The following is a 21,071-nucleotide window of genomic DNA, read 5'->3' as shown; positions in this document are numbered from 1 at the left end:
TATAGTATTGTCCTACTGACTGACTATCTTAGTAATAATAAATAATGTGCGGGCGAGCGCGTGCGCGTGGGCGCGCATATGTGCGCATGTGTATGTGTGGGGAATTGCGGAAACGGCGGGACGGTAGGACAGAGCGAGCGGCGGCGCGGCTTTGCGCTGACCTGCCGAGGCAAAACCCGGCAGGACAGCAGCGGGACGGCGGGACGCAATGACGCCCATCAAGCCGCCAGCCGTTGATACAGGCTGTCACGAATGCGACGGTGAGCCTCGTCCAAAGCTCGGTAATAGGACTTGACCGCCCCATAGCCCAGCGCCCGGGCGTTCCCGGCATGCTGATGCGGATGAGTCAGATAGTGCATCTTCACCAGCCTCTCCAAGTCATAGCGCAGCATGTTAATCACTAAGTCCGTCTCTGGGTAGCGCGGATCACATCCGGCACCGCTCCTTCTCGTACCCGGGATCATGACACCTTTGCTATCAATGGCACGTCCCAAGGGGCAATCCAGGCTCATCGGCCCGACCGCCTCCCCGCGCAGTTCCCGCCAGTGCCACTCTGCCCACTCCCGCAACAACTCATCAATGACTTTTATCAAAACGGCTCCTCCTTCCGCCTGGCCTCAGCTTCGGCATCGGCCACCGCTGCTGCCGCCGTCCAGCTCCTGGGCCGCTGGTAGCCCCACGGCCTGATCCCACTGCGCCCTGCCGCCGGCAGGCGCTTACGCTTCCAGCCCAACCGGTGCATGATGTGGCCGACCCGCATCTGCTCCGGCTTGCCCCAGTGGCCCAGGTCCAGCTTGAGCGCGCTGGCAAATATCTGGTCGCCGGTGATAACGTCATGGCGGTCTGGTTGCTCCAGCCATTCGCGGATCGGGTGTTCCCAGGCATCAACCATGTAACGCGCATCCTGCTGCTCCGCAAACTCGTCTGCCTCATGCCGCTCCACCCACCAGCGCTCACCAGCGCGATATCGGGCCAACGCCTCAGCCCACAGTTGGTCGCGCACCTCACGCAGGTATTCGATATCCACCTGAGTACAGAGCACCGGCCAGTAACGCCGGTTGCCGGTGGTGTCTTTCAGGTACTCATCCTGGTTGGTGGTGCCAGCGAAAACACACTGGCGTGGCACGTCAATCGTTCTGCGGCCATAGCTCTCGCGGTAGGTATCGATATAGGCCGAGAAGAACTGCTTCGCCTTGGTCGACTCCGCCTTGTTGAAGGCATCCAGCTCACCCAGCTCAACGACCCATTTGCCCCGAATCGCCTGGTACGCTTCCTTGTCACCAAGCGCGAAAGGCGAGTCCATGAACCACTCACCGGCCAGCACCGATAGCGCGGTGGACTTACCCGCTCCCTGCGCACCCTCCAGAATCAGCACGGAGTCCGCCTTGCAGCCCGGCTCCATGATCCGGGCGACGGCAGATATCATCCAGCGCACGCCGACCTTGAGCGTGTAGCTGGAAGACTCAACACCAAGCCCGGCAGTCAACCAGAAATCCAGCCGGCCCTGTCGATCCCATTCCAGCCCCTCCAGGTACTGCCGCACCGGATGCCATGCATTCTCTGCCGCAACCACCGCAACCGCCTCGACAACAGCCGGCGCTCTCACCCGCAAGTTGTACTGCTCGGCCAGCCACATCACCACCCTGGCATCGTCCAGGTCGCTCCACTCACTGGCCGACCCGCCATAGGGCGGCGTCCGGCGCTTGACGATCTTGCTGCTGAACTCATTGATGGCGATCACGCCGGCCCAGCGCTCGTCGTTACCGAGTATCAGTTGTACGTTGTAGGCATGCGGATGCAATGCGCCGCTTTCGCTGCGCTGCAGCTTGTCCTTCCAGCCGCCCTGCGCTGCCGGGCGCACAACCGCCATCACCTGGCGCCGCACCTCTTCCATACCTGCCGTGACGTGCAAGTCGTTGAAATCGGTTTCCTTGTCGCCGCGCTGGCCTGGCCAGACCGGCACCACCACCTGACCACCGAGAATGGTTGCCGCCTTCTCCGCCTTTTCCACGCCCGGATTCCATGGTTCTCCATTGGGCCGCTTGGTCAGCCAATCATCATCCGCACAGAAGATCAGCGGCCGCGCCGGGAATAGCTCGCGCAGGGCCTTGCCCACCGCCAACAGGTTGCCCGCGTCGAATGCCATGGCCACCGCCAGCCCCGTCGCCATATGCAGACTGGCTCCAGTCGCATAGCCCTCGGTAATCAGGATCGGCTCACCCGGCTCGGGATGCGGGCCGATCAGGTGATAGGCGCCCTCTTTCGCCACCCCGTAGGGCCAATACGTCTTGTCACGCCCCAGGTCTTCCCGCACCTTGGGATAGATCACCTGCAGGCCCACCAGCTTGCTTTTGGCATTGCGCATTGGGATCAGCACGGCGCCGGATCGCGCCGCATAGCGAACGCCGAAACCGACAATCTGCTTGCGCTGCAGGTAAGCGCTTTCGCCCTTCTCCGGCAGCCGGTTCCACATTGCCGCCGCCCGCTTCGCCGCCCTGCCAGCAGCCCGCTCCTGTGCCTCGGCCTGTTTGCGCTTGGCTTCCTCCTGCCTGGCCCGCATCAGCTCGCGGTCTTCGTTCGTCAGCTTGATACCCTTGGGCTTGATGTTCTGCTTTTCGCCCAGCCGCCAATTGCCGAAAGAACCCAGGATCAGTGTCTGCCCGCTGTCGGTACGATGCTCATACGCAACATACCAACCAGTCTTCTCCGCACCTCGATCGCCTTCTGCTTTGACCCGAGTCAGCTTGCCGAAAACAAGCGGCAGATCCACGTCCAGGCCATAGTCGGTAAACTGGCTCAATACCTCATCGATCACTTCATCCACGCCGCAACCCTCCCGTCACTACCTCTTCACAGTCCGTACAACGCACACACCCAGGCACAGCTTCACGCCGCCCCAACGGGATCGGGTCATCGCAATCAATGCAGAAGAAACGCGACAAGGCTACTGAAGCCGCCTTTGGCACTGCCGCGGCCAGCGCGTCATCCAACCAGCGCTCGGTGTAGTCACCCGCAATATCAGCCGCATCAGCCATTGCACACCTCCGCATCGCGCTCCATCGCCCGCTCCAATGCCAGCAGCGCCCCCTGGGCACGACGCAAATGCAGCTTGCACTCCAGCAGTTCATGGCGATCAATGCGGCCGTCATCGGCCAGATGCTGCGCGATAACATCCATCAGTGCAGATTGCTTTCGCAGCGTCACTCCCGTGGATTGCAACACCGTACCGAGCGGCAACTCTGCCGTCTGTGCGCCTGCAACCTTGCGTAGGTCAACCCAGGCGGCATCACCATACGCCTCGACCATTGAGTCCAGGATGCGTGGGTCGCGCGTTGCCGTAGTGATCTCCTCGATCTCGTCGGGGTTGAGCGAGTGGCTGGTGTTAGTGGGGCTCAGCTTGTGCTGCAAGGTGGTGGGATTGCGGCCATAGATGGCGGCGATGGCAGCGGCACCGCCGGGAAAGTCCCGCGTGCCGTGGTAGAGGGCCAGGCGCAGCGGCAATATCTCCCGCTGCGCACGCTCGGTACAACTCATGGGCGCTCGGCTCATGGCAGTAACTCCAAAAGTATGCCAGTGCCACGGCGCATCTGGTTTGATACAGTTGCGGCGTGGACACATCGCTGTGGTCACAAAGGGGGCCGCTCTGTGGTGGAAAAGCCCCCGGCTCCGAGGGCAGGGCGCTACCCCGCGCCCTGCCCTCAAACCGCCAGCCACTCTGTGGTGGAGAGACTGGCAAGCCCCGGCATCCGTGTCGGGACGAACGTGCAAGGGTTGCTCATGCTGTGGTCACCCCTTGCACCCAACGGCCGGCAGTTCGTGGTGGAACAGCCGACAAGGCCCAGGTGGTGCTGGGCCGGTGATAGCCGGGCATGCCCGGCGCTCACTATGCTGCTTTGGTTTCAGCTGCTGGCGATACTCTTGACGAGCCACTGACGGACAGGACTCCCCCAGAAATATCAGCGAGCTGATACTGGCGCAGTAAAGGTATGCCCTCCTCCGGCCATTGCCTCACCGCCTCGTAACTGACCCCTAACACTTTTGCTACCGCAGAAATACCACCGAAAAAATCTATAGCTTCGGAGCGTTTCATATGAGCCTCCAATTCAAGTCATCACATTCAAGCATGCTTGAGCATATAAACGCAAGCATGCTTTGCAAGATTGCTTGTATGTTTTTGCTATGACGATTACAGACCGCATTGAGCAGCTGCTGAAATCCCGAGGCGTACAGCCACGGAAGGTTCGTTCAGCCCTAGCGAAGACCTGTGGCATAAGCCATCAGGCTGTAAGCCAATGGTTTACTGGTGAAACAGGGAATATTAAGAATGAAAACCTGACCGCCATCGCTGCGGAGTATGAAAGCACCGTAGACTGGCTGCTCACCGGGAAAGGAGAAATGCACAGATCCAAAGCGGAGAAGGACTCCGAAAGTAATGTGATCGCTGCAAATTTCTCCAAAGCCCGGGCGCGGCCAGGCGAGATTGATATACCGCATTACGATGTTCGGGCCGCCATGGGCACCGGCCAGGTGCTACCCAGCGATTACATCGAGACCATCAGGCACGTAACCATCAGCCTCGACTTCATGCGCAGCCAGGGAATCTCCTGCACCCAGCCAGACAACCTCGCCATGATCACCGGCTTTGGCGAGTCGATGAACAAGACGTTCAAGTCAGGCGATCCACTGATTATCGATCAGGGCATCAAGACCGTAACGACTGATGGTGTCTACCTGTTCAGCCTCAGTGGCGCCCTGATGGTCAAACGCCTACAGATCTTGCCCAACGGCGTCCGCGTGCTATCGGACAACGAGGCATATCCGCCCTATGAGGTGACTGGGAAGGATCTGGACAACCTGATTATTCATGCGCGTGTATTGCTGGCTTGGCGGTCGCAAAGACTATGAACACCTTACACCTAAATGGAGCCGTCACGAGCCCCATACTGCCGCAAGGCAGCATGGCAGACAGGGATGTTGCTCTGAAAGGTAAGCCTGATCTGCCGAGCGGTTTTCGTCTATCCGTTGAATTGTTATATACGGTCTTATATAGTGTATGAGCTGATTGTGCATGATGATGCCGCAGATGACCTGGCTCGCATACTGGAGCATGACCCGCCTGCCGGCGTACTGCTGATAGCCTTGCTCGAGCAACTGGAGTGCGACCAAGACTTGCTGGATAGGCTTACCCAAAACGGATTTGGAGGAAGACCGGCACACCCCCAACCAAGAACAGCAAAATTCAACGTGAGGACATGGGGTCAAGCACAGATCCACAATATGAACATGTGGCGTCTGCGCGGCTTCGACGACGAATGCAGCGACTACAGGTGCATTTACGCCTTCCAGCCACTCATCGATACATACGTGATTCTCGGCATTGGCCGAAAAGCAGACACAGCAACCAAAATTGAAGAGTTTGACTATGAGCTCGACAGCGATCTTTCACTCAGAATCCAAGCAGCCTACCGGCAGCTTATGGAAGAGTAGTGGGAAAACCAAAGCTCCAACGACCTCTACCCCTGGGCGAGTATTGTCATTTGATATCCCCAGCCCTAAGTCGGCTATGGCTCGGAAACATAGCAAATTTTCCGACCTGCTTTCCAAACTGGAGGGCAACCAGGAGGGAGCCGCTGCACTGGCAAACGCCCGTCAACAAATAGCAGACACCTACTACAAGGACGCCCCTACCAGTCTGAAGACGCTTAGGCTGAAGGCGGGTCTATCACAGCAGGCCCTGGCTAAGGCTGTAAACACCTCTCAACCGCATATCGCCAACATAGAGAACGGCAAACAGAACATGATGCTTGAGACTGCCGCCCTGCTATCCAAAGCTTTGAATGTCAGCCTGGATCAGCTATTTGCTGTATGGGAATCATCGAGGAAACAGGCATGAAGCGTTACGCTGTAGCTGTATTTTCCGATGATATTCGGCGCGAGGATAACGGCAAGCTGATGTACATCGGCATGTACACTGATGCAATGATGGTTCCACGCTTCCCTTTCCACATGATCAAGCTATGCGTGTCGGTTCAGTTGTATACGCCAGCTGCAGAGCCCATCAGCAAAGCGAAGCTCGAAATTGTTTTCAATGACCAGCAGTCCTTCGCCATCGATATTGATATCGATACTGCCGACCTGCAGCCAGTCATCTCATCAGCTGGCGAGCCTATGCACTGCATTAGAATGGAGTTCATTGCCCAGAACTATCTTTTCAACGAGCCTGGCTATCTGAAAGTTAACATCCTCGCAGATGGAAACCTCGTACCGTGTGTCGGTCTGGATGTAAAAGAGGGCACTGCCCCACCCCTTCCCACCGCAGCCGAATAATCCAAGCCCGCGCCCGCGCGGGCTTTTCTGCATCTCCTTCCCTACCAGTTACAGGCGTACGGGATGTGCATGAAGCTCCACACCCAGCGCATTCATCACCTTGACCACCGTTTCAAAGCGCGGCTTCGCCCCAGGAGCAAACGCTTTATACAGACTTTCCCGACCCAGACCGGTTTCCTTGGCAATCTGCGTCATGCCCCGAGCCTTGGCCACATGGCCGATGGCTTGCAGCAGCTCCTCGGTGTCACCTTCCGCCAGCACCTGGGACAGATACTCGGCAATCATCTCCTCGCTGTCGAGGTAGTCAGCCAGGTCAAATTCTGTAATCACAGGTTTCATTCAAGTTCTCCCACCAGCTTCTTGGCCAGCTTAATGTCACGCGACTGAGACGGCTTGTCTCCGCCACATAGCAGCAAGATTATCGCTTCACCGCGGCGCGTAAAGTACAGCCGGTAGCCCGGCCCCACATCCAGGCGCATCTCCGTAACATCGCCGCCTACCGGCTTGATATCACCCAAGTTGCCGCCTTTTGCACGGCTTATGCGCCGCAGGATGGCAACCTTGCCTTTTGCATCCTTCAAGCGGGAAAGCCAGCGGTCAAAGATCTCGGTTTTCTGGATTATATAAGCCATGCCTCATTGTATCCGTAGAGATACACACGTCAACGTCCACACAGAAACTTCAAGCATTCTTGCATTAAAACCACAAGCATGCTTTTATATTTGCAAGCTTGCTTGATATTCTGCGACCGCAAGCACTTATCTCCACCACAGAGACGAGGCAAACACCATGCGCACCACCGCAAAAATCCACGTGCACCCCGCGTGCACACACTCCCCTGCCGCCGTTGAGGCAATCCAGCAGCGTACCGGCTGCCTGGTTGTTGTTGGCGGCGGCAAGCCCCACCTGAAAGCGCAGCCGCGCCCCTATCCCTTCGATCCGAATGACGGAGGGCATGCGGCATGATCAAACTCACTCCCACCAGCACCCAGCTGCTGGCCAGCTGGATTGCATTACACGGGCGCTTCCGCTTGTTCTTTGAAGGCCCGCACGGTCGCCGCACCCCGGCTGAACTCACTGTCGAGCCAATACCTGGTACCGGCGTGCGCCTCACCTTGCGGGCAGCGGATAGCTTCAACAGCTGCACCCTGAACGGCGCAACAAGCAGCAAGTCCCTGCGAGACCGCGCCGAGCAATGGCTCACCGACTGCGCCAATGGCCAGCTGGAGCGTGCGGCATGACACGGCGCACCGAAGCCATTAAAGCCATTCAGCGGGGCTTGGGAAGCCTGCGATCAATCACCGATCGGCACTGCGCATCCATCGAATACGGGGCGGCCCTGGGGCGAATCAGCATGGCCCATTTGGCAAAGCTGATAGATACCGAGGAGGCAGACCGACTTTACGATCTAGCGCTCAACGCCAGTAACTGCGCCCGACGGGACACACAGCAACGGGAGGCCAGCCATGGCTAACCGCTCCCTCGCCCAAGCTGCCCGCTACTTCGGCATATCCCGCCAGGATCTGATCCAACGCATGCGCAATGCCGGCCTGCTTGACAGCGAGAACCTGCCGGCAAGCCCGGTGCGCGATCGTTGCTACCTGCAGATCAAGCAGGGCCAGTGGTACCACCCGGTGTGCGGCATGCAGTACAGCCAGTCCACCAGGGTCACCCAGGCCGGACTCAACTGGCTGGCCAGCAAGCTCGATCTGGAGCTTCCACCGGTACCGGAGGACCGGAGAGGTGTCACCTAGGCAATAGGCCGCCCAGATCCTCGCATTGCCCGACAAGGAAGCGCGCAAGCGAGCGTTGGAACAGGTCCCGCCCGAGTGGCGCGACCTCATAAAAACCCACGTTCTGAACAGCTGGCACCACCCAGCGAGAAACGGGAAAGCAAGATGAGTGACCGAGAAAACCAAATGCCCATACGCCTGCCGCTGGCTCCAGCCCGTGACACGCTTGATCGCCTGTTCCGGGTGTTCGGCGATGAGCTGATACCGGTCGAGGATATCCGCGTCCGGTATTTCCGCAGCATGAATGCCGAAACGTTCAAGGGTGCGCTGGGTACCGAGCGGATACCGCTACCGGTAACCACCCTGGCACTGAGCCAGAAAGCAGACCGCTTCGTCCACATCCGCGCCTTGGCCGCGTACATCGAGTACCGAGCCTGGGAGGCGGACCAGCAACTGGCCGATCGGAACAATCCGCCCGGCCAAACTACCTGACCGCCACCACCGGTCGACCACAGCGAGGAAATACCCATGACAAACCTTCATGCCGCGATCGATGCGGTGATCATCAGCCTTGCCGCTGCGCTTGCAATCGGCATGTACTTTTACGGCCAGTATGTGGCCAGGCGGGAACATGAGATCAAGCAAGCAGCACCACTGGAAGCGCTGCGCGCCAAATGCCGGGCTCACCACCGGACGATATTCCGGCTCCAGCAGACTGTCGCCGACCTGACCGCTGAAAACGCCGAGCTGCGCCGTCAGCTAAGCAGCCAGGCCGATCAGTCCCTCGAGGACCACTACACCCTGCTCCGGGCAGGCCAGGAGCTGCACCTGGCCAGCGAGACATTCCAGGCTATGCGCAGTAGCCATGCCATGACGGCCAGCGCTTTGAGCCGGGAGTGCTATGCGATGGCCGGACGCTATAAAGCTGCCACACCTACACCTGAAGCACCGGACGCCCCGGTGGAGCAAATGGAGAAAGCCGCATGAGCCACGCCCATACCAACACCCTCATCGCCGAACGCAAGGCCCACCTGGCTAATGTTGCAATGCTCAAAGCCCGCGCGCCAAGGCTGGAGTCGGACGCCGCCGCCCGGGCCGCCCAGACGATTGCCAACCTGAAGCAACAGATCAGCGCCATTGAAGCTCAGCTGGGCCGCTACGCAGGGAGGGCGGCCGCATGACCATCAACAACGCAAAAGCGACGACTCACGCATGCCCTGCCCGCCCGACAACAAAGAGCGTCTGCCCCGCAGGGGCAGGCCTTATCGACAATGCGTCAGCCGACGAAAGCGCTCATACCCCACCACAAGCGTGCGCCGCGCCGCCATCTTGTGCCACTGCACAGCAGCCCAGGGAGCCGCTGCCCGCGCAGCTTGCCGAGGGGTATGAGCACCTTGTTGGCGAACTGGTAGACGCCCTGGAAGCCACCCTGCTCCGCCTTCAAGCCTATCTCGAAGCCGAAACCCCTATGCCAGCAGACAGCATGGAGGTGTTGCGCGACAAGATAGATGCGGCGCTGGAGCTCTACCGCACGCTGCCAGGGGGTGAAGCATGATCCGATCAGTCGAAGCGGCAAAAGAACGCCTCAGTCGTGCTCAGCAGGACCTCGAAGCCGCTACAGCAGCTGCATATCCAAAAGACACGATCGTCACGGTCGAACTCGGCGGGCACATGCTGCAGCTCAAGGTGACAGGCATCCGCGGCGCGTACTGGACATGCCCCGGCCAGATGGTGGGAGTGAACACCAAGACCGGCAAGGCGCGGACCTTCTATGACAGTGACGTGATACGCATTGATCACATGCCTCACACGCCGGAGCCGCCGCGAGAAACCTTGTTTAAACCCGGTGAAGGTGAGGCGCTGCTGAGCTTGATCGCAAATAGCGCTCAGCGAGGTGGTGATAACCATGACTGACACAACTCAAGTGTGCGGCATATTGCCGCATCAAATATCGACCAAACCGATCTGCAGAAGTATGCGAAGGGGGAATCATGAAGAAGAATGAGGAGAAGGATTACCGCTACCTGGACCAACTGCCGGATAGTGCAATGCTGTCAATCGGTGAGGTATTGGCCCTGGTGCGAATATCGCGATCGACATGGTATGCGGGGATCAAAACAGGCCGGTACCCTGCATCAGTACCTATCGGGCCGGCATCCCCGCGCTGGCGTCTGGGCGAGATCCGCAAGGTTACATCGGGGACATTCGAGCTGGGGACACCCTCAAGCGAGGCGGCCTAGCACCTCTTGGTAACACCACCAAAAGCACCCCCACAGGCTTACAGCTGACACACTGTAAGCCTTTGTTTTTTCTGGAGTAACAACCAGACCGGGCAAGCACAAGGCACCAAGCCCCCCCCAGAAAGCGTAGCGCGGGAGAAGTAGGGACCAATATAGGGACCATTCCCCTGAAAAACGAAAGGCCTGCAGACCATATGCCACGCAAGCCCTTGATTTATATGGTGCGCGAGCCCGGATTCGAACCGGGGACCTACCGCTTAGGAGGCGGTTGCTCTATCCAGCTGAGCTACAAGCGCAATGACAGTATCGATTTTCGTGCCGCGCATATTACCTGATCACAACTGGGCTTGACCACCTTGACAAATACTGCCAAAGTTCGATTTCAAATGGCCAGCGCCGGAAACCCGTCGCAAAAACGAGACGTAATTCCGGCACACCTCTGAGCCGTTGAAAAAATGGGTATGGAATTGAGCAAAATGCCTTTATCCATTGTCAATGTGTCAGGGTTTTTTTGAACTCCTGACGAGATGGCGGTTTGGATGGCAGGAAGCCATACGGATTCCAACTGGCCGGGATCGATTCATCAGCTAAAGCGATTATTGTTGCCCATGAAAACTGCACTCCAGAGCTACACCAGTCGAACAGCCGACAAGTTTGTCGTCCGCCTCCCCGAAGGCATGCGTGACCGCATTGCCGAGGTTGCCAAGCAACACCACCGCAGCATGAACTCAGAGATCATCGCTCGGTTGGAACACAGCCTGCTGGACCTCCCCAGCCTGCCTGAACAGCCTTCGCGCCAGGCTCTCAATGAGCAGCGGCTGGAAGACCTGAACCACCCTGAACGCGAATTGCTGCTGCGTTTCAGGGAAATGAGTCGTCGCCAGCAGAATGCCCTGCTTGCCCTGCTGGCAGGCGAACAGCAGGCCTGAGCCGAGACAGGCGCTGCTCCAGCGCCTGCGTTAGTCCCGGCCCGTTGCCACTAAAAAACCCGCTCAGCGAACTGAGCGGGTTTTTTAGTGGGATACTCTCCCAGCTACATCGAGCCGTGGATCAACCAACGAACGCCAGCAGAATACCCGCAGCCACCGCCGAGCCGATCACACCCGCCACGTTGGGCCCCATGGCATGCATCAGCAGGAAGTTATGCGGATTGGCTTCCAGGCCAACCTTGTTGGATACCCGGGCCGCCATCGGCACCGCTGACACACCAGCCGAACCAATCAGCGGGTTGATCGGGTGCTTGCTGAACTTGTTCATCAGCTTGGCCATCAACACCCCACCGGCCGTTCCCATGCAGAACGCCACCATCCCCAGCACCAGAATGCCCAGGGTCTTCATCTGCAGGAAGGAATCGGCCGACAGCTTGGAACCCACCGCCAACCCCAGCGCAATGGTCACGATATTGATCAAGGCATTGCGCGTCGTATCCGCCAGGCGCTCAACCACGCCGCTCTCACGCATCAGGTTGCCAAAGCAGAACATGCCCACCAGCGGTGCGGCATCGGGCAACAGCAGCGAAATGAGCAGAAGCAATACCAGGGGGAAGGCTATCTTCTCGACCTTGCTGACTACCCGCAGCTGGGTCATGACGATGGCACGTTCCTTTTCCGTCGTCAGGGCACGCATGATCGGCGGCTGGATCAGCGGTACCAGCGCCATATAGGAATAGGCCGCCACCGCAATCGGTCCCAGCAGATCGGGTGCCAGCTTGGAGGTCACGAAGATCGAGGTGGGGCCGTCGGCCCCGCCGATGATCGCGATAGAGGCAGCTTCACGCAGGGTGAAATCGAACCCGGGAACACCCCAGGCCGTCAGTGCCAGCGCCCCAAGCAAGGTGCCAAAGATGCCAACCTGTGCTGCCGCACCCAGCAACAGGGTACGCGGGTTGGCCAGCATCGGACCGAAATCGGTCATGGCACCGACCCCCATGAAAATCAGCAGGGGAAAGACACTGGTCGGTATGCCGACATCATAGATGAGCCTGAGCAGCCCACCCACTTCCGCCATACCCGCCACCGGCAGGTTGGCCAGGATACCGCCAAAGCCGATCGGGATCAGCAACAGCGGCTCGAAGCCCTTGCGGATAGCCAGGTAAATCAGCAACAGACACACCAGGATCATCAGCAACTGACCCGCTGCCAGATGATACAGGCCTGTGGTCTGCCACAGCAGGAACAACTTTTCCATGGAGCTCTCCTTAGCCGATGGTCAACAAGGTGTCACCGACCGATACCGCATCGCCAACCTTCACATTGACCGAGCCGATCACTCCGGAGCTGATGGCGCGGATTTCCGTTTCCATCTTCATCGCCTCCAGGATCAGCACCAACTCCCCTTCCTGTACCTGGTCGCCAGGCTGCACCAGTACCTTGAAGATATTACCGGCCAGTGGAGCCACCTGCGGCTCACCTGCCGTCGGGGCCACCTGTGGGCTGACGCTGGCCGCGCCGACCGCCGACGATTCGCCCAACGGCTTGATACCGCTGATGTCGCCACCATCGGTGACCTGGACGACGAAATCCCTGCCACCCACTGATACGGTGTAGACCTCCGACTCGCCCCGCTGTCCGCTAACCGCAGCTGGCGCCTGGCCAGTCGGTGCCGGTTCGAATGCTTCGGGATTGCCACGGTTTTCCAGGAATTTCAGACCGATCTGCGGGAACAACGCATAGGTAAGCACGTCATCAACTTCGTTATCCGCCAGTGAGAATCCCTTTTCCGCTGCCAGCTCTTGCAACTCGAGCGTCAGCTTGTCCATTTCCGGTTCCAGCAGATCCGCCGGGCGACAGCTGATCGCGTCAGTACCATCCAGCACACGGGCCTGCAACGCGGCATTGAAGGGGGCAGGCGCTGCGCCATACTCACCTTTGAGCACACCGGCGGTTTCCTTGGTAATGGACTTGTAGCGCTCACCGGTCAGCACGTTGATCACCGCCTGGGTCCCGACGATCTGCGAGGTGGGCGTGACCAGCGGGATGAAGCCCAGGTCTTCGCGCACTCGTGGGATCTCGGCGAGCACTTCATCGAAGCGATCCCCGGCGCCCTGCTCTTTCAGCTGACTCTCCATATTGGTCAACATGCCACCCGGCACCTGGGCGACGAGGATGCGCGAATCCACCCCTTTGAGGTTGCCTTCGAACTTGGCGTACTTCTTCCGCACCTCGCGAAAGTAGGCGGCCACTTCTTCCAGCAGTTCCAGATCAAGGCCGGTATCACGCTCGGTGTTCTGGAAGATCGCCACCACCGACTCGGTCGGCGAATGGCCATAGGTCATCGACATCGACGAGATGGCCGTATCGACATTGTCGATGCCCGCCTCGGCCGCTTTGAGAATCGCAGCCGTGGACAGGCCGGCGGTAGCATGACACTGCATGTGCACTGGAATGCTCAGCGTCTGCTTCAATCGGGATACCAGCTCGAATGACACATAGGGCGTCAGAATGCCGGCCATATCCTTGATGGCGATGGATTCGGCGCCCATGTCCTCGATCTGCTTGGCCAGATCGACCCACATGTCCAGCGTATGCACCGGGCTGGTGGTATAGGAGATCGTGCCCTGGGCGTGCTTACCGACCTGCTTGACCGCCTTGAGCGCCGTCTGCAGATTGCGCGGGTCGTTCATCGCGTCGAATACGCGGAATACGTCCACCCCATTGGAGGCTGCCCGCTCGACGAATTTCTCCACCACATCATCGGCGTAATGCCGGTAACCCAGCAGGTTCTGACCGCGCAACAACATCTGCTGACGGGTATTGGGCATCGCCTTCTTGAGGGCGCGGATACGCTCCCAGGGATCTTCGCCAAGATAGCGGATGCACGCATCGAAGGTCGCCCCACCCCAGGACTCCACGGACCAGAAGCCCACCTGATCCAGCTTGCCGGCGATCGGCAACATGTCTTCAAGGCGCATGCGGGTGGCAAGAATGGATTGGTGAGCGTCACGCAGGATGACGTCGGTAATTCCTAATGGATTAGCTTTCATGATGGTCATGAATGTACGGCCTGTGTTGTTATTCAGATTGTCAGGATTGCGTTTCAGCTGGCAGCGCGCTTGGCACGGTGCAGTCGCACAGCGGCACCGATTGCAGCAAGCAGCTCGGGTTCAACCGGCGCGGTAGCTGACACAGGCACCCGCTTGGGCGCCGCGGTCACCGGCATCTCTTCCGGCACGAAGCGGATTACCAGCCACGACATCAGGTTGATGCAGGCGATCAGCAGCAGCAGAAACACGAAGACCGCTCCCATGCCCATCAACATCAAATCCACACCTTCCATCAGCAGTTCAGTCGAACTCATTGTTTTCATGCCTCCATTATCAAAAAAGCGCACCACCTGTGTGAATGCGCTTCTGGCGTACTGGCGGACTGCATCGACACTCCGCCCCGGCAAAGCCGGCTCAATGTAACCTTACATTGCCGGGACTGGCAATCGTCCAGATCAACGACTCATAACAGAAACAATGTCGCCAGGCCGAGGAAAATGAAGAAACCACCACTGTCGGTGATACCCGTGATCATCACACTGGAGCCCAGCGCCGGGTCCTTGCCCGAGCGCAGCCGCAGCAGCGGAATGAACACGCCCATCAGCGCCGCCAGCAGCATATTCAACAGCATGGCCGCCATCAGCACCACCGATAGCGCCGCACTGTCATAGAGAACCCAGGCGATTACCGCCAACACCAAGCCCCAGAACAGCCCGTTGATCATAGCCACACCCGCCTCCTTGCGGATCAGTCGGCGACCATGGGCTACCTGAACCTGGCCGGTGGCGATACCACGAACGATCATGGTAATGGTCTGGTTACCGGAATTACCACCAATACCGGCGACAATCGGCATCAGCGCCGCCAATGCCACCAGTTGCTCGATGGAATGCTCGAACAGGCCGATCACCCGGGAGGCAACCAGCGCCGTACACAGGTTGATGGCCAGCCAGGCCCAGCGGTTGCGCACGGATTTCCAGACCGAGGCGAAAATGTCTTCCTCCTCGCGCAGACCTGCCGAGCTGAGTACTTCGGCCTCGCTTTCTTCGCGAATGTAGTCGACCACTTCATCAATGGTCACCCGACCGCAGAGCTTGCCATCGGCATCCACCACCGGCGCGGTGACCAGGTCATAGCGCTCGAACGCCTGGGCGGCCTCCCCTGCCTCGGCATGCGGGTCGAACACCACCGGGTCGGTGGCCATGACATCGGCCACCACGGCATCCGGTGAACTCACCAGCAGCTTGTGGATCGGCAGAACGCCCTGGAGGCGACCTTCGCTGTCGACCACGAACAACTTGTCGGTATGGTCCGGCAAGCTATCGAAGCGCCGCAGGTAACGGCTGACGACCTCCAGGGTGACATCATCACGGATAGTGACCATGTCGAAGTCCATCAGCGCGCCAACCTCGTCCTCATCATAGGACAGGGCCGAGCGCAACCGCTCGCGACGCTGGGCATCCAGACTGTCCATCAGCTCGCGCACTACGTCGCGCGGCAGGTCCGGCGCCAGGTCCGCCAGTTCGTCGGCATCCAGTGCATTGGCCGCCGCGATGATTTCGTGGCTGTCCATGTCGGCGATCAGGGTTTCACGCACCGCATCGGACACTTCGAGCAGGATATCGCCGTCGTGATCGGACTTGACCAGTTGCCAGACCGCCAGACGCTCGTCCAGCGGCAGGGATTCGAGGATATAGGCGACGTCGGCCGGGTGCAGCTCGCTGAGCTTGTTCTGCAACTCGGCCCGGTTCTGCCGGTACACCAGATCATCGGCCTGGTCCTGTCTGTCGCTATCGGTCCTGTCCAGCAGCGAGTCGACCAGCCGGTGTCGCTCAAGCAGCTGGATGACCTGCTCGAGGCGGTCCTGCAGACGCTCTGGGGACTTTCTGTTCAGCTCTGACATGGTACGTCCTCCGACAAGACAAGATCGGCCTGCCACCAGGGGCAGCTGCCGTTTCGCAGCAGCCGCAGGAAGGGCCCTGGCGACGCGACAGCAACCGGCCCTTTAGCCAGTCTGGCAGGCTTTTGCGCAGGTGTGATGACTGCGATTTTTGCGGGACGAAAAAAAACCCACTGTATGAGCAATGGGCTTTTCAAAGTGGCGCACTCGGGAGGATTCGAACCTCCGACCGCTCGGTTCGTAGCCGAGTACTCTATCCAGCTGAGCTACGAGTGCGTTGTGGGTGCGTATTATAGAGTCTTTTTTCTGCCTGTCAAACGATTTTTTCTTTTAAATTCAAGAAACTATCTCTTGACAACTCTATAACACAAAAGTGGCGGAGAGGGAGGGATTCGAACCCTCGACACCCTTTTGAGGTGTACTCCCTTAGCAGGGGAGCGCCTTCGGCCTCTCGGCCACCTCTCCGTAACACGCGCAGAATATTAACTGCGCGGCTGCGCTAATGCAATGAAAAATTTAAGAAAATTAATCGTTTGATGCATCATCCTTCTCTTTCTGGATGCGCTGGTAGATTTCTTCGCGGTGCACAGCCACTTCTTTCGGGGCATTGACGCCAATACGCACCTGATTACCCTTCACGCCCAGGACCGTTACTGTTACTTCATCACCTACCATCAGGGTTTCACCAACCCTGCGAGTCAGAATAAGCATTCCATTTCTCCTTGCTCATTAATCAGGACACAGCTCTGCAATAAAAAAATCGGCCTGGTGCCTGTTCAGCCGTCACGTTTGCATAAATGTGACCACAACGGGCATCAGGCGTTCGATATCGATGCGACAATTCACACTAACTGGACCTGTCAGCAGGCACGACCGTTAGCAATCGTGCCCGCCGCGATGATCAACAGACCACCGCCGGGTGTCAGCCGATCTGGTCGGCCTCTTCAGCAGGCGCATCCAGCTCGAAGGCAGAATGCAGGGTACGTACGGCCAGTTCCAGGTACTTCTCGTCGATGACCACGGAAATCTTGATCTCCGAGGTGGAGATCATCAGGATGTTGATGCCATGCTGCGCCAGCGCCTCGAACATCTTGCTGGCCACACCGGCATGCGAACGCATGCCCACACCCACGATCGAGACCTTGGCAATAGCACTGTCGCCAGCCACTTCCCGGGCACCGATTTCAGTCGCCACCTTGCGCAGAATTTCTTCGGTGCGACGCTGGTCGATGCGATTGACGGTGAAGGTGAAGTCGGTGGTCTGATCCTGGGAAACGTTCTGCACGATCATGTCGATTTCGATGTTCGCCGAGCTGACCGGCCCCAGGATCTTGTATGCCACGCCGGGGGTATCCGGCACACCGCGGATAGTCAGCTTGGCTTCGTCACGATTGAAAGCAATGCCGGAAATGACGGGCTGTTCCATTGAAAGATCTTCCTCAAGGGTAATCAGGGTCCCGGGACCCTCTTTGAAACTGTGCAACACACGCAGTGGCACGTTGTATTTGCCGGCGAACTCGACCGCGCGAATCTGCAGCACCTTGGAGCCCAGGCTGGCCATCTCGAGCATTTCCTCGAAGGTGACCTTGTCCAGCCGACGGGCACTGTCGACCACCCGTGGATCGGTGGTATAGACGCCATCCACATCGGTATAGATCTGGCACTCGTCAGCCTTGAGCGCCGCCGCCAGGGCCACCGCCGTGGTATCCGAGCCACCACGGCCGAGGGTGGTGATATTGCCGTTGCCGTCCATGCCCTGGAAGCCGGCCACGATCACCACCTTCCCGGCCTCCAGTTCACCGCGCAGCTTCTGCTCATCGATACGCTGGATACGCGCCTTGCCGAAGGCATTGTCGGTCTCGATGCGCACCTGGGCGCCAGTATAGGATACGGCGGGTACATCGATGGACTTGAGCGCCATGGCCAACAGGCCGATGGTCACCTGCTCACCGGTGGACAGGATCACGTCCATTTCCCGTGGGTCCGGATCGGCACAGATTTCCCGCGCCAGCCCGATCAGCCGATTGGTTTCACCACTCATGGCCGAAACCACGATGACCAGATCATTCCCCTGGGCCTTGAACGCCTTGATTTTCTCGGCCACCTGAGCAATGCGTTCCACACTGCCAACCGAGGTACCACCAAACTTCTGGACAATAAGTGCCATTTGTCGCACCAACCCCCATGCAGAAATCGGTTACCCGATCGTTGCGCCAGGCGCCCTGGGACGCCTGACCCTGTTCACTGTCACTGCTGCGCAATCCATTCGGCTGCGTCAGCCAGCGCGGCATCCAATGCGGCCACCTCGGTGCCGCCACCCTGCGCCATGTCCGGGCGCCCGCCACCCTTGCCGCCCACCGCCTGCGCCGTGGTGCGGATCAGATCGCCAGCCTTGACCCGGCTGGTCAGATCCTTGGTAACCCCGGCGACCAGCACTACCTTGCCGTCCAGCTCGCCACCCAGCAGCAGCACCGCCGAGCCCAGCTTGTTCTTCAATTGGTCGATCAGGGCCAACAGCGCCTTGCCATCCAGCCCGTCCAGGCGTTTGACCAGCACATTCATGCCGGCCAACTGTTGTGCCTCGCCAGCCAGATCGTTGCCAGCCGCGCTGGCCGCCTTGGCCTTGAGCTGCTGCACATCCTTCTCCAGCTGCTGCGCGCGCTCGAGCGCCGCATTCAGCTTGGACAGCAGGTTGTCACGGTTGCCCTTGACCAGTTGCGCCGCCTGGCGCAGTTGCTCTTCCGATTCGGCAATCCAGTCCAGGGCCACCTGGCCGGTGATCGCTTCGATGCGGCGTATGCCCGAGGCGATACCACCCTCGCTGACGATCTTGAACAGGCCGATGTCACCGGTACGATTGACGTGAGTGCCACCGCACAGTTCGACGGAGAAGCCGCCGCCCATGCTCAGCACCCGCACCTGATCACCGTACTTCTCGCCGAACAGCGCCATGGCACCTCTGGCCTTGGCGGTCTCGATATCGGTGACCTCGATTTCCACCGCCGAGTTGCGCCGGATCTGTTCGTTGACCATGCGCTCCAGCTCACGCAGCTGCTGCGGAGCGATCGCCTCGAAGTGGCTGAAGTCGAAACGCAGGCGCTGGCTGTCCACCAGCGAGCCCTTCTGCTGCACATGCTCGCCCAGCACCTGGCGCAGCGCCGCGTGCAGCAGGTGGGTGGCCGAGTGGTTGCCCTTGGTGGCGTCACGCACACCGTCGTCGACCACCGCCTTGATGGTGCTGCCAACGGCCAGGCTACCGCTGCTTACCACGCCGTGGTGCAGGTGGGCACCGCCGGCCTTGGTGGTGTCGCGCACATCGAAGCGCACCCCAGCGCCACTCAGGTAGCCGGTGTCACCTACCTGGCCGCCGGATTCGGCATAGAATGGCGTGCGGTCCAGTACCACTACACCCGACTCACCCTCGCCCAGCGTCTCGACCGCCTGGCCGTCACGGTACAGGGCAAGAATCTGCGCCGAGCCGGCGGTGGCGGTGTAGCCCTCGAACCGGGTCTCGCCGTCGATCTTGACCAACTGGTTGTAATCGAGACCGAACTGGCTGGCCGCACGGGCCCGCTCACGCTGGGCTTCCATGGCGGTGTCGAAGCCGGCCTCGTCGATGGTCAGGCCGCGCTCGCGGGCGATATCACCGGTCAGGTCCATGGGGAAGCCGTAGGTGTCGTACAGCTTGAAAACCACGTCGCCGGGAATCTCACTGCCCTCAAGTGCAACCAGGTCCTGCTCGAGAATCCGCAGGCCCTGCTCCAGGGTCTTGGCGAACTGCTCTTCTTCAGTCTTGAGCACGCGCTCGATATGCGCCTGCTGTGTCTTCAGCTCGGGGAAGGCTGCACCCATCTCGGCGGCCAGCGCCGGAACGATCCTGTGGAAGAAGGTGCCAGTAGCGCCCAGCTTGTTACCATGGCGGCAGGCGCGGCGGATGATCCGGCGCAGCACGTAGCCGCGTCCTTCGTTGGACGGCAGCACACCGTCGGCGATCAGGAAGCTGCAGGAGCGGATATGGTCGGCCACTACCTTCAGTGACGCGGCATCGTCCTGGGCACAACCAATGGCTTCGGCAGCCGCCTTCAGCAGGTTCTGGAACAGGTCGATCTCGTAGTTGGAGTTGACATGTTGCAGCACCGCGCTGATGCGCTCCAGGCCCATGCCGGTATCCACGCTCGGCGCCGGCAGTGGATGCAGCACACCATCGGCGGTGCGGTTGAACTGCATGAACACGTTGTTCCAGATCTCGATATAGCGGTCGCCGTCCTCCTCCGGGCTGCCCGGCGGGCCACCCCAGATGTGTTCGCCATGATCGAAGAAGATCTCGGTGCAGGGACCGCACGGACCGGTATCACCCATCGCCCAGAAGTTGTCCGAGGCATAGGGGGCGCCCTTGTTGTCACCGATGCGTACCATGCGCTCGGCGGGCACGCCGATCTCTTTGGTCCAGATGTCGTAGGCTTCGTCATCGCTGGCGTAGACGGTGACCCAGAGCTTCTCGGCGGGCAGCTTGAGCCACTGCTCGGAGGTCAGGAACTCCCAGGCATAATGAATGGCATCACGCTTGAAGTAGTCACCGAAACTGAAGTTGCCCAGCATCTCGAAGAAGGTGTGGTGGCGGGCGGTATAGCCGACATTTTCCAGGTCGTTGTGCTTGCCACCGGCACGTACGCACTTCTGGCTGCTGGTCGCGCGGGTGTAGGCTCGCTTTTCCAGCCCCAGGAAGCAGTCCTTGAACTGGTTCATCCCGGCGTTGGTAAACAGCAACGTCGGATCATCTGCCGGCACCAGCGAACTGGAGGCGACTCGGGTATGGCCCTTCTCTTCAAAGAAGCGAAGGAAGGCTTCACGGATCTCAGCGCTTTTCATAGGTCCCTTACCACGGATCA

28 protein-coding genes and 3 tRNA genes are annotated in these 21,071 nt (G+C 59.5%); 14 read left to right on the top strand and 17 right to left on the bottom strand.

From position 1 onward, the window contains the following. Positions 1-218: 218 nt before the first annotated feature. The 5 genes from CQ007_RS12410 to CQ007_RS12390 all read right to left on the bottom strand — a co-directional run bounded on the left by CQ007_RS12410 (position 219) and on the right by CQ007_RS12390 (position 4,090). Complete coding sequence (locus CQ007_RS12410; protein WP_105646146.1) at positions 219-593, bottom strand: hypothetical protein; 375 nt, start codon at positions 591-593, stop codon at positions 219-221. Beyond that, the gene (locus CQ007_RS12405; protein ID WP_105646283.1) at positions 590-2,815 is read right to left on the bottom strand and encodes a VapE domain-containing protein; all 2,226 of its coding nucleotides are present in this window, start codon (positions 2,813-2,815) and stop codon (positions 590-592) included. The genes CQ007_RS12410 and CQ007_RS12405 overlap by 4 nt, the downstream gene beginning before the upstream one ends. A 1-nt stretch (position 2,816) precedes the next feature. Continuing rightward, positions 2,817-3,035, bottom strand: coding sequence for a TraR/DksA C4-type zinc finger protein (locus CQ007_RS12400; protein ID WP_105646145.1), 219 nt, complete (start codon positions 3,033-3,035; stop codon positions 2,817-2,819). Continuing rightward, complete coding sequence (locus CQ007_RS12395) at positions 3,028-3,549, bottom strand: phage regulatory CII family protein (RefSeq protein WP_177424338.1); 522 nt, start codon at positions 3,547-3,549, stop codon at positions 3,028-3,030. The genes CQ007_RS12400 and CQ007_RS12395 overlap by 8 nt, the downstream gene beginning before the upstream one ends. A 334-nt stretch (positions 3,550-3,883) precedes the next feature. Next, a complete protein-coding gene (locus CQ007_RS12390; RefSeq protein ID WP_105646144.1) occupies positions 3,884-4,090 on the bottom strand; it encodes a Cro/CI family transcriptional regulator in 207 nt (68 codons plus the stop codon). A gap of 89 nt (positions 4,091-4,179) precedes the next feature. Between CQ007_RS12390 and CQ007_RS12385 the strand changes: the two genes are divergently transcribed. From CQ007_RS12385 to CQ007_RS12370, 4 genes are all read left to right on the top strand, one after another. Further along, entirely contained in the window at positions 4,180-4,905 is a 726-nt protein-coding gene (locus tag CQ007_RS12385) for an XRE family transcriptional regulator (RefSeq protein ID WP_105646143.1), read from the top strand. 144 nt (positions 4,906-5,049) lie between these two features. Next, positions 5,050-5,487, top strand: coding sequence for a hypothetical protein (locus CQ007_RS18835; RefSeq protein WP_146114580.1), 438 nt, complete (start codon positions 5,050-5,052; stop codon positions 5,485-5,487). Between the two features lie 43 nt (positions 5,488-5,530). Then, the gene (locus CQ007_RS12375; protein ID WP_158256768.1) at positions 5,531-5,893 is read left to right on the top strand and encodes a helix-turn-helix transcriptional regulator; all 363 of its coding nucleotides are present in this window, start codon (positions 5,531-5,533) and stop codon (positions 5,891-5,893) included. After that, positions 5,890-6,327, top strand: a complete 438-nt coding sequence (locus tag CQ007_RS12370; protein WP_105646140.1) for a hypothetical protein — start codon at positions 5,890-5,892, stop codon at positions 6,325-6,327. The genes CQ007_RS12375 and CQ007_RS12370 overlap by 4 nt, the downstream gene beginning before the upstream one ends. A 48-nt stretch (positions 6,328-6,375) precedes the next feature. Here CQ007_RS12370 and CQ007_RS12365 read toward each other — a convergent pair whose 3' ends face one another. Further along, positions 6,376-6,666, bottom strand: coding sequence for an addiction module antidote protein (locus CQ007_RS12365; protein ID WP_105646139.1), 291 nt, complete (start codon positions 6,664-6,666; stop codon positions 6,376-6,378). Then, a complete protein-coding gene (locus CQ007_RS12360; RefSeq protein WP_105646138.1) occupies positions 6,663-6,959 on the bottom strand; it encodes a type II toxin-antitoxin system RelE/ParE family toxin in 297 nt (98 codons plus the stop codon). Before CQ007_RS12360 ends, CQ007_RS12365 begins: the two co-directional genes overlap by 4 nt. A 157-nt stretch (positions 6,960-7,116) precedes the next feature. On the opposite strand from CQ007_RS12360, the gene CQ007_RS19015 reads away from it, so the two are divergent. The 9 genes from CQ007_RS19015 (at position 7,117) to CQ007_RS12315 (ending at position 10,300) form a co-directional block, all read left to right on the top strand. Continuing rightward, positions 7,117-7,293 carry a hypothetical protein gene (locus CQ007_RS19015; RefSeq protein WP_177424336.1) on the top strand — a complete coding sequence of 59 codons (177 nt, stop codon included), beginning with the start codon at positions 7,117-7,119 and terminating at the stop codon, positions 7,291-7,293. Continuing rightward, positions 7,290-7,568 (top strand): hypothetical protein, encoded by a 279-nt coding sequence (locus tag CQ007_RS12355; protein WP_105646137.1) that lies wholly within the window; start codon positions 7,290-7,292, stop codon positions 7,566-7,568. Before CQ007_RS19015 ends, CQ007_RS12355 begins: the two co-directional genes overlap by 4 nt. Positions 7,569-7,793: 225 nt before the next feature. Next, a complete protein-coding gene (locus CQ007_RS12345; RefSeq protein WP_105646135.1) occupies positions 7,794-8,081 on the top strand; it encodes a phage antirepressor KilAC domain-containing protein in 288 nt (95 codons plus the stop codon). A gap of 165 nt (positions 8,082-8,246) precedes the next feature. Further along, on the top strand, positions 8,247-8,552 hold the full coding sequence (locus CQ007_RS12340; protein WP_256582282.1) for a pyocin activator PrtN family protein: 306 nt from the start codon (positions 8,247-8,249) through the stop codon (positions 8,550-8,552). 36 nt (positions 8,553-8,588) lie between these two features. Then, positions 8,589-9,047 carry a hypothetical protein gene (locus CQ007_RS12335; protein ID WP_105646133.1) on the top strand — a complete coding sequence of 153 codons (459 nt, stop codon included), beginning with the start codon at positions 8,589-8,591 and terminating at the stop codon, positions 9,045-9,047. Continuing rightward, positions 9,044-9,241, top strand: a complete 198-nt coding sequence (locus CQ007_RS12330; protein ID WP_105646132.1) for a hypothetical protein — start codon at positions 9,044-9,046, stop codon at positions 9,239-9,241. The genes CQ007_RS12335 and CQ007_RS12330 overlap by 4 nt, the downstream gene beginning before the upstream one ends. After that, positions 9,238-9,615: a hypothetical protein gene (locus CQ007_RS12325; protein WP_105646131.1), complete on the top strand. Its 378-nt coding sequence runs from the start codon at positions 9,238-9,240 to the stop codon at positions 9,613-9,615. Before CQ007_RS12330 ends, CQ007_RS12325 begins: the two co-directional genes overlap by 4 nt. Beyond that, positions 9,612-9,974, top strand: coding sequence for a hypothetical protein (locus CQ007_RS12320; protein WP_105646130.1), 363 nt, complete (start codon positions 9,612-9,614; stop codon positions 9,972-9,974). Before CQ007_RS12325 ends, CQ007_RS12320 begins: the two co-directional genes overlap by 4 nt. Before the next feature lie 77 nt (positions 9,975-10,051). Further along, positions 10,052-10,300, top strand: coding sequence for an AlpA family transcriptional regulator (locus CQ007_RS12315; protein WP_105646129.1), 249 nt, complete (start codon positions 10,052-10,054; stop codon positions 10,298-10,300). A 219-nt stretch (positions 10,301-10,519) separates the two neighbouring features. Here CQ007_RS12315 and CQ007_RS12310 read toward each other — a convergent pair. Further along, positions 10,520-10,596: transfer RNA gene (locus CQ007_RS12310), tRNA-Arg, on the bottom strand. Between the two features lie 303 nt (positions 10,597-10,899). Here CQ007_RS12310 and CQ007_RS12305 point away from each other — a divergent pair. Then, entirely contained in the window at positions 10,900-11,229 is a 330-nt protein-coding gene (locus tag CQ007_RS12305; RefSeq protein ID WP_105646128.1) for an Arc family DNA-binding protein, read from the top strand. Between the two features lie 121 nt (positions 11,230-11,350). Here CQ007_RS12305 and CQ007_RS12300 read toward each other — a convergent pair whose 3' ends face one another. The 9 genes from CQ007_RS12300 to alaS form a co-directional block, all read right to left on the bottom strand. Beyond that, positions 11,351-12,487: a sodium ion-translocating decarboxylase subunit beta gene (locus CQ007_RS12300; protein ID WP_105646127.1), complete on the bottom strand. Its 1,137-nt coding sequence runs from the start codon at positions 12,485-12,487 to the stop codon at positions 11,351-11,353. 10 nt (positions 12,488-12,497) lie between these two features. Further along, entirely contained in the window at positions 12,498-14,291 is a 1,794-nt protein-coding gene (gene oadA / locus CQ007_RS12295; RefSeq protein ID WP_105646126.1) for a sodium-extruding oxaloacetate decarboxylase subunit alpha, read from the bottom strand. Between the two features lie 44 nt (positions 14,292-14,335). Continuing rightward, positions 14,336-14,596 (bottom strand): OadG family protein, encoded by a 261-nt coding sequence (locus tag CQ007_RS12290; RefSeq protein WP_105646125.1) that lies wholly within the window; start codon positions 14,594-14,596, stop codon positions 14,336-14,338. 149 nt (positions 14,597-14,745) lie between these two features. Next, positions 14,746-16,185 (bottom strand): magnesium transporter, encoded by a 1,440-nt coding sequence (gene mgtE, locus CQ007_RS12285; protein ID WP_105646124.1) that lies wholly within the window; start codon positions 16,183-16,185, stop codon positions 14,746-14,748. Positions 16,186-16,381: 196 nt separating this feature from the next. Further along, a tRNA-Arg gene (locus tag CQ007_RS12280) sits at positions 16,382-16,458 on the bottom strand. Between the two features lie 98 nt (positions 16,459-16,556). After that, positions 16,557-16,647 (bottom strand) — tRNA-Ser (locus CQ007_RS12275). A 60-nt stretch (positions 16,648-16,707) separates the two neighbouring features. Beyond that, entirely contained in the window at positions 16,708-16,893 is a 186-nt protein-coding gene (csrA, locus tag CQ007_RS12270; protein WP_105646123.1) for a carbon storage regulator CsrA, read from the bottom strand. 211 nt (positions 16,894-17,104) lie between these two features. Next, entirely contained in the window at positions 17,105-18,349 is a 1,245-nt protein-coding gene (locus CQ007_RS12265) for an aspartate kinase (RefSeq protein WP_105646122.1), read from the bottom strand. A gap of 80 nt (positions 18,350-18,429) precedes the next feature. Continuing rightward, entirely contained in the window at positions 18,430-21,051 is a 2,622-nt protein-coding gene (gene alaS, locus CQ007_RS12260) for an alanine--tRNA ligase (RefSeq protein WP_105646121.1), read from the bottom strand. Between the last annotated feature and the right edge of the window lie 20 nt (positions 21,052-21,071).

This window comes from Pseudomonas sp. MYb185 (assembly GCF_002979975.1).
Taxonomy (GTDB): Bacteria; Pseudomonadota; Gammaproteobacteria; order Pseudomonadales; family Pseudomonadaceae; genus Halopseudomonas.
Note: the sequence above shows the minus strand (reverse complement) of the source record. Positions and strands in the feature narration are given on the sequence as shown.

Bases quoted from the DNA above. Each gene is read 5' to 3' on its own strand.
- CQ007_RS12355 (WP_105646137.1), top strand. From the start codon at position 7,290: ATGATCAAACTCACTCCCACCAGCACCCAGCTGCTGGCCAGCTGGATT.
- CQ007_RS12360 (WP_105646138.1), bottom strand. From the start codon at position 6,959: ATGGCTTATATAATCCAGAAAACCGAGATCTTTGACCGCTGGCTTTCC.
- CQ007_RS12330 (WP_105646132.1), top strand. From the start codon at position 9,044: ATGAGCCACGCCCATACCAACACCCTCATCGCCGAACGCAAGGCCCAC.
- CQ007_RS12265 (WP_105646122.1), bottom strand. From the start codon at position 18,349: ATGGCACTTATTGTCCAGAAGTTTGGTGGTACCTCGGTTGGCAGTGTG.
- CQ007_RS12325 (WP_105646131.1), top strand. From the start codon at position 9,238: ATGACCATCAACAACGCAAAAGCGACGACTCACGCATGCCCTGCCCGC.
- CQ007_RS12340 (WP_256582282.1), top strand. From the start codon at position 8,247: ATGCCCATACGCCTGCCGCTGGCTCCAGCCCGTGACACGCTTGATCGC.
- CQ007_RS12390 (WP_105646144.1), bottom strand. From the start codon at position 4,090: ATGAAACGCTCCGAAGCTATAGATTTTTTCGGTGGTATTTCTGCGGTA.
- CQ007_RS12320 (WP_105646130.1), top strand. From the start codon at position 9,612: ATGATCCGATCAGTCGAAGCGGCAAAAGAACGCCTCAGTCGTGCTCAG.
- csrA (WP_105646123.1), bottom strand. From the start codon at position 16,893: ATGCTTATTCTGACTCGCAGGGTTGGTGAAACCCTGATGGTAGGTGAT.
- oadA (WP_105646126.1), bottom strand. From the start codon at position 14,291: ATGACCATCATGAAAGCTAATCCATTAGGAATTACCGACGTCATCCTG.
- CQ007_RS12385 (WP_105646143.1), top strand. From the start codon at position 4,180: ATGACGATTACAGACCGCATTGAGCAGCTGCTGAAATCCCGAGGCGTA.
- CQ007_RS12315 (WP_105646129.1), top strand. From the start codon at position 10,052: ATGAAGAAGAATGAGGAGAAGGATTACCGCTACCTGGACCAACTGCCG.
- CQ007_RS12300 (WP_105646127.1), bottom strand. From the start codon at position 12,487: ATGGAAAAGTTGTTCCTGCTGTGGCAGACCACAGGCCTGTATCATCTG.
- CQ007_RS12395 (WP_177424338.1), bottom strand. From the start codon at position 3,549: ATGAGCCGAGCGCCCATGAGTTGTACCGAGCGTGCGCAGCGGGAGATA.
- mgtE (WP_105646124.1), bottom strand. From the start codon at position 16,185: ATGTCAGAGCTGAACAGAAAGTCCCCAGAGCGTCTGCAGGACCGCCTC.
- CQ007_RS12335 (WP_105646133.1), top strand. From the start codon at position 8,589: ATGACAAACCTTCATGCCGCGATCGATGCGGTGATCATCAGCCTTGCC.
- CQ007_RS12365 (WP_105646139.1), bottom strand. From the start codon at position 6,666: ATGAAACCTGTGATTACAGAATTTGACCTGGCTGACTACCTCGACAGC.
- CQ007_RS19015 (WP_177424336.1), top strand. From the start codon at position 7,117: ATGCGCACCACCGCAAAAATCCACGTGCACCCCGCGTGCACACACTCC.
- alaS (WP_105646121.1), bottom strand. From the start codon at position 21,051: ATGAAAAGCGCTGAGATCCGTGAAGCCTTCCTTCGCTTCTTTGAAGAG.
- CQ007_RS12290 (WP_105646125.1), bottom strand. From the start codon at position 14,596: ATGAGTTCGACTGAACTGCTGATGGAAGGTGTGGATTTGATGTTGATG.
- CQ007_RS12400 (WP_105646145.1), bottom strand. From the start codon at position 3,035: ATGGCTGATGCGGCTGATATTGCGGGTGACTACACCGAGCGCTGGTTG.
- CQ007_RS12370 (WP_105646140.1), top strand. From the start codon at position 5,890: ATGAAGCGTTACGCTGTAGCTGTATTTTCCGATGATATTCGGCGCGAG.
- CQ007_RS12345 (WP_105646135.1), top strand. From the start codon at position 7,794: ATGGCTAACCGCTCCCTCGCCCAAGCTGCCCGCTACTTCGGCATATCC.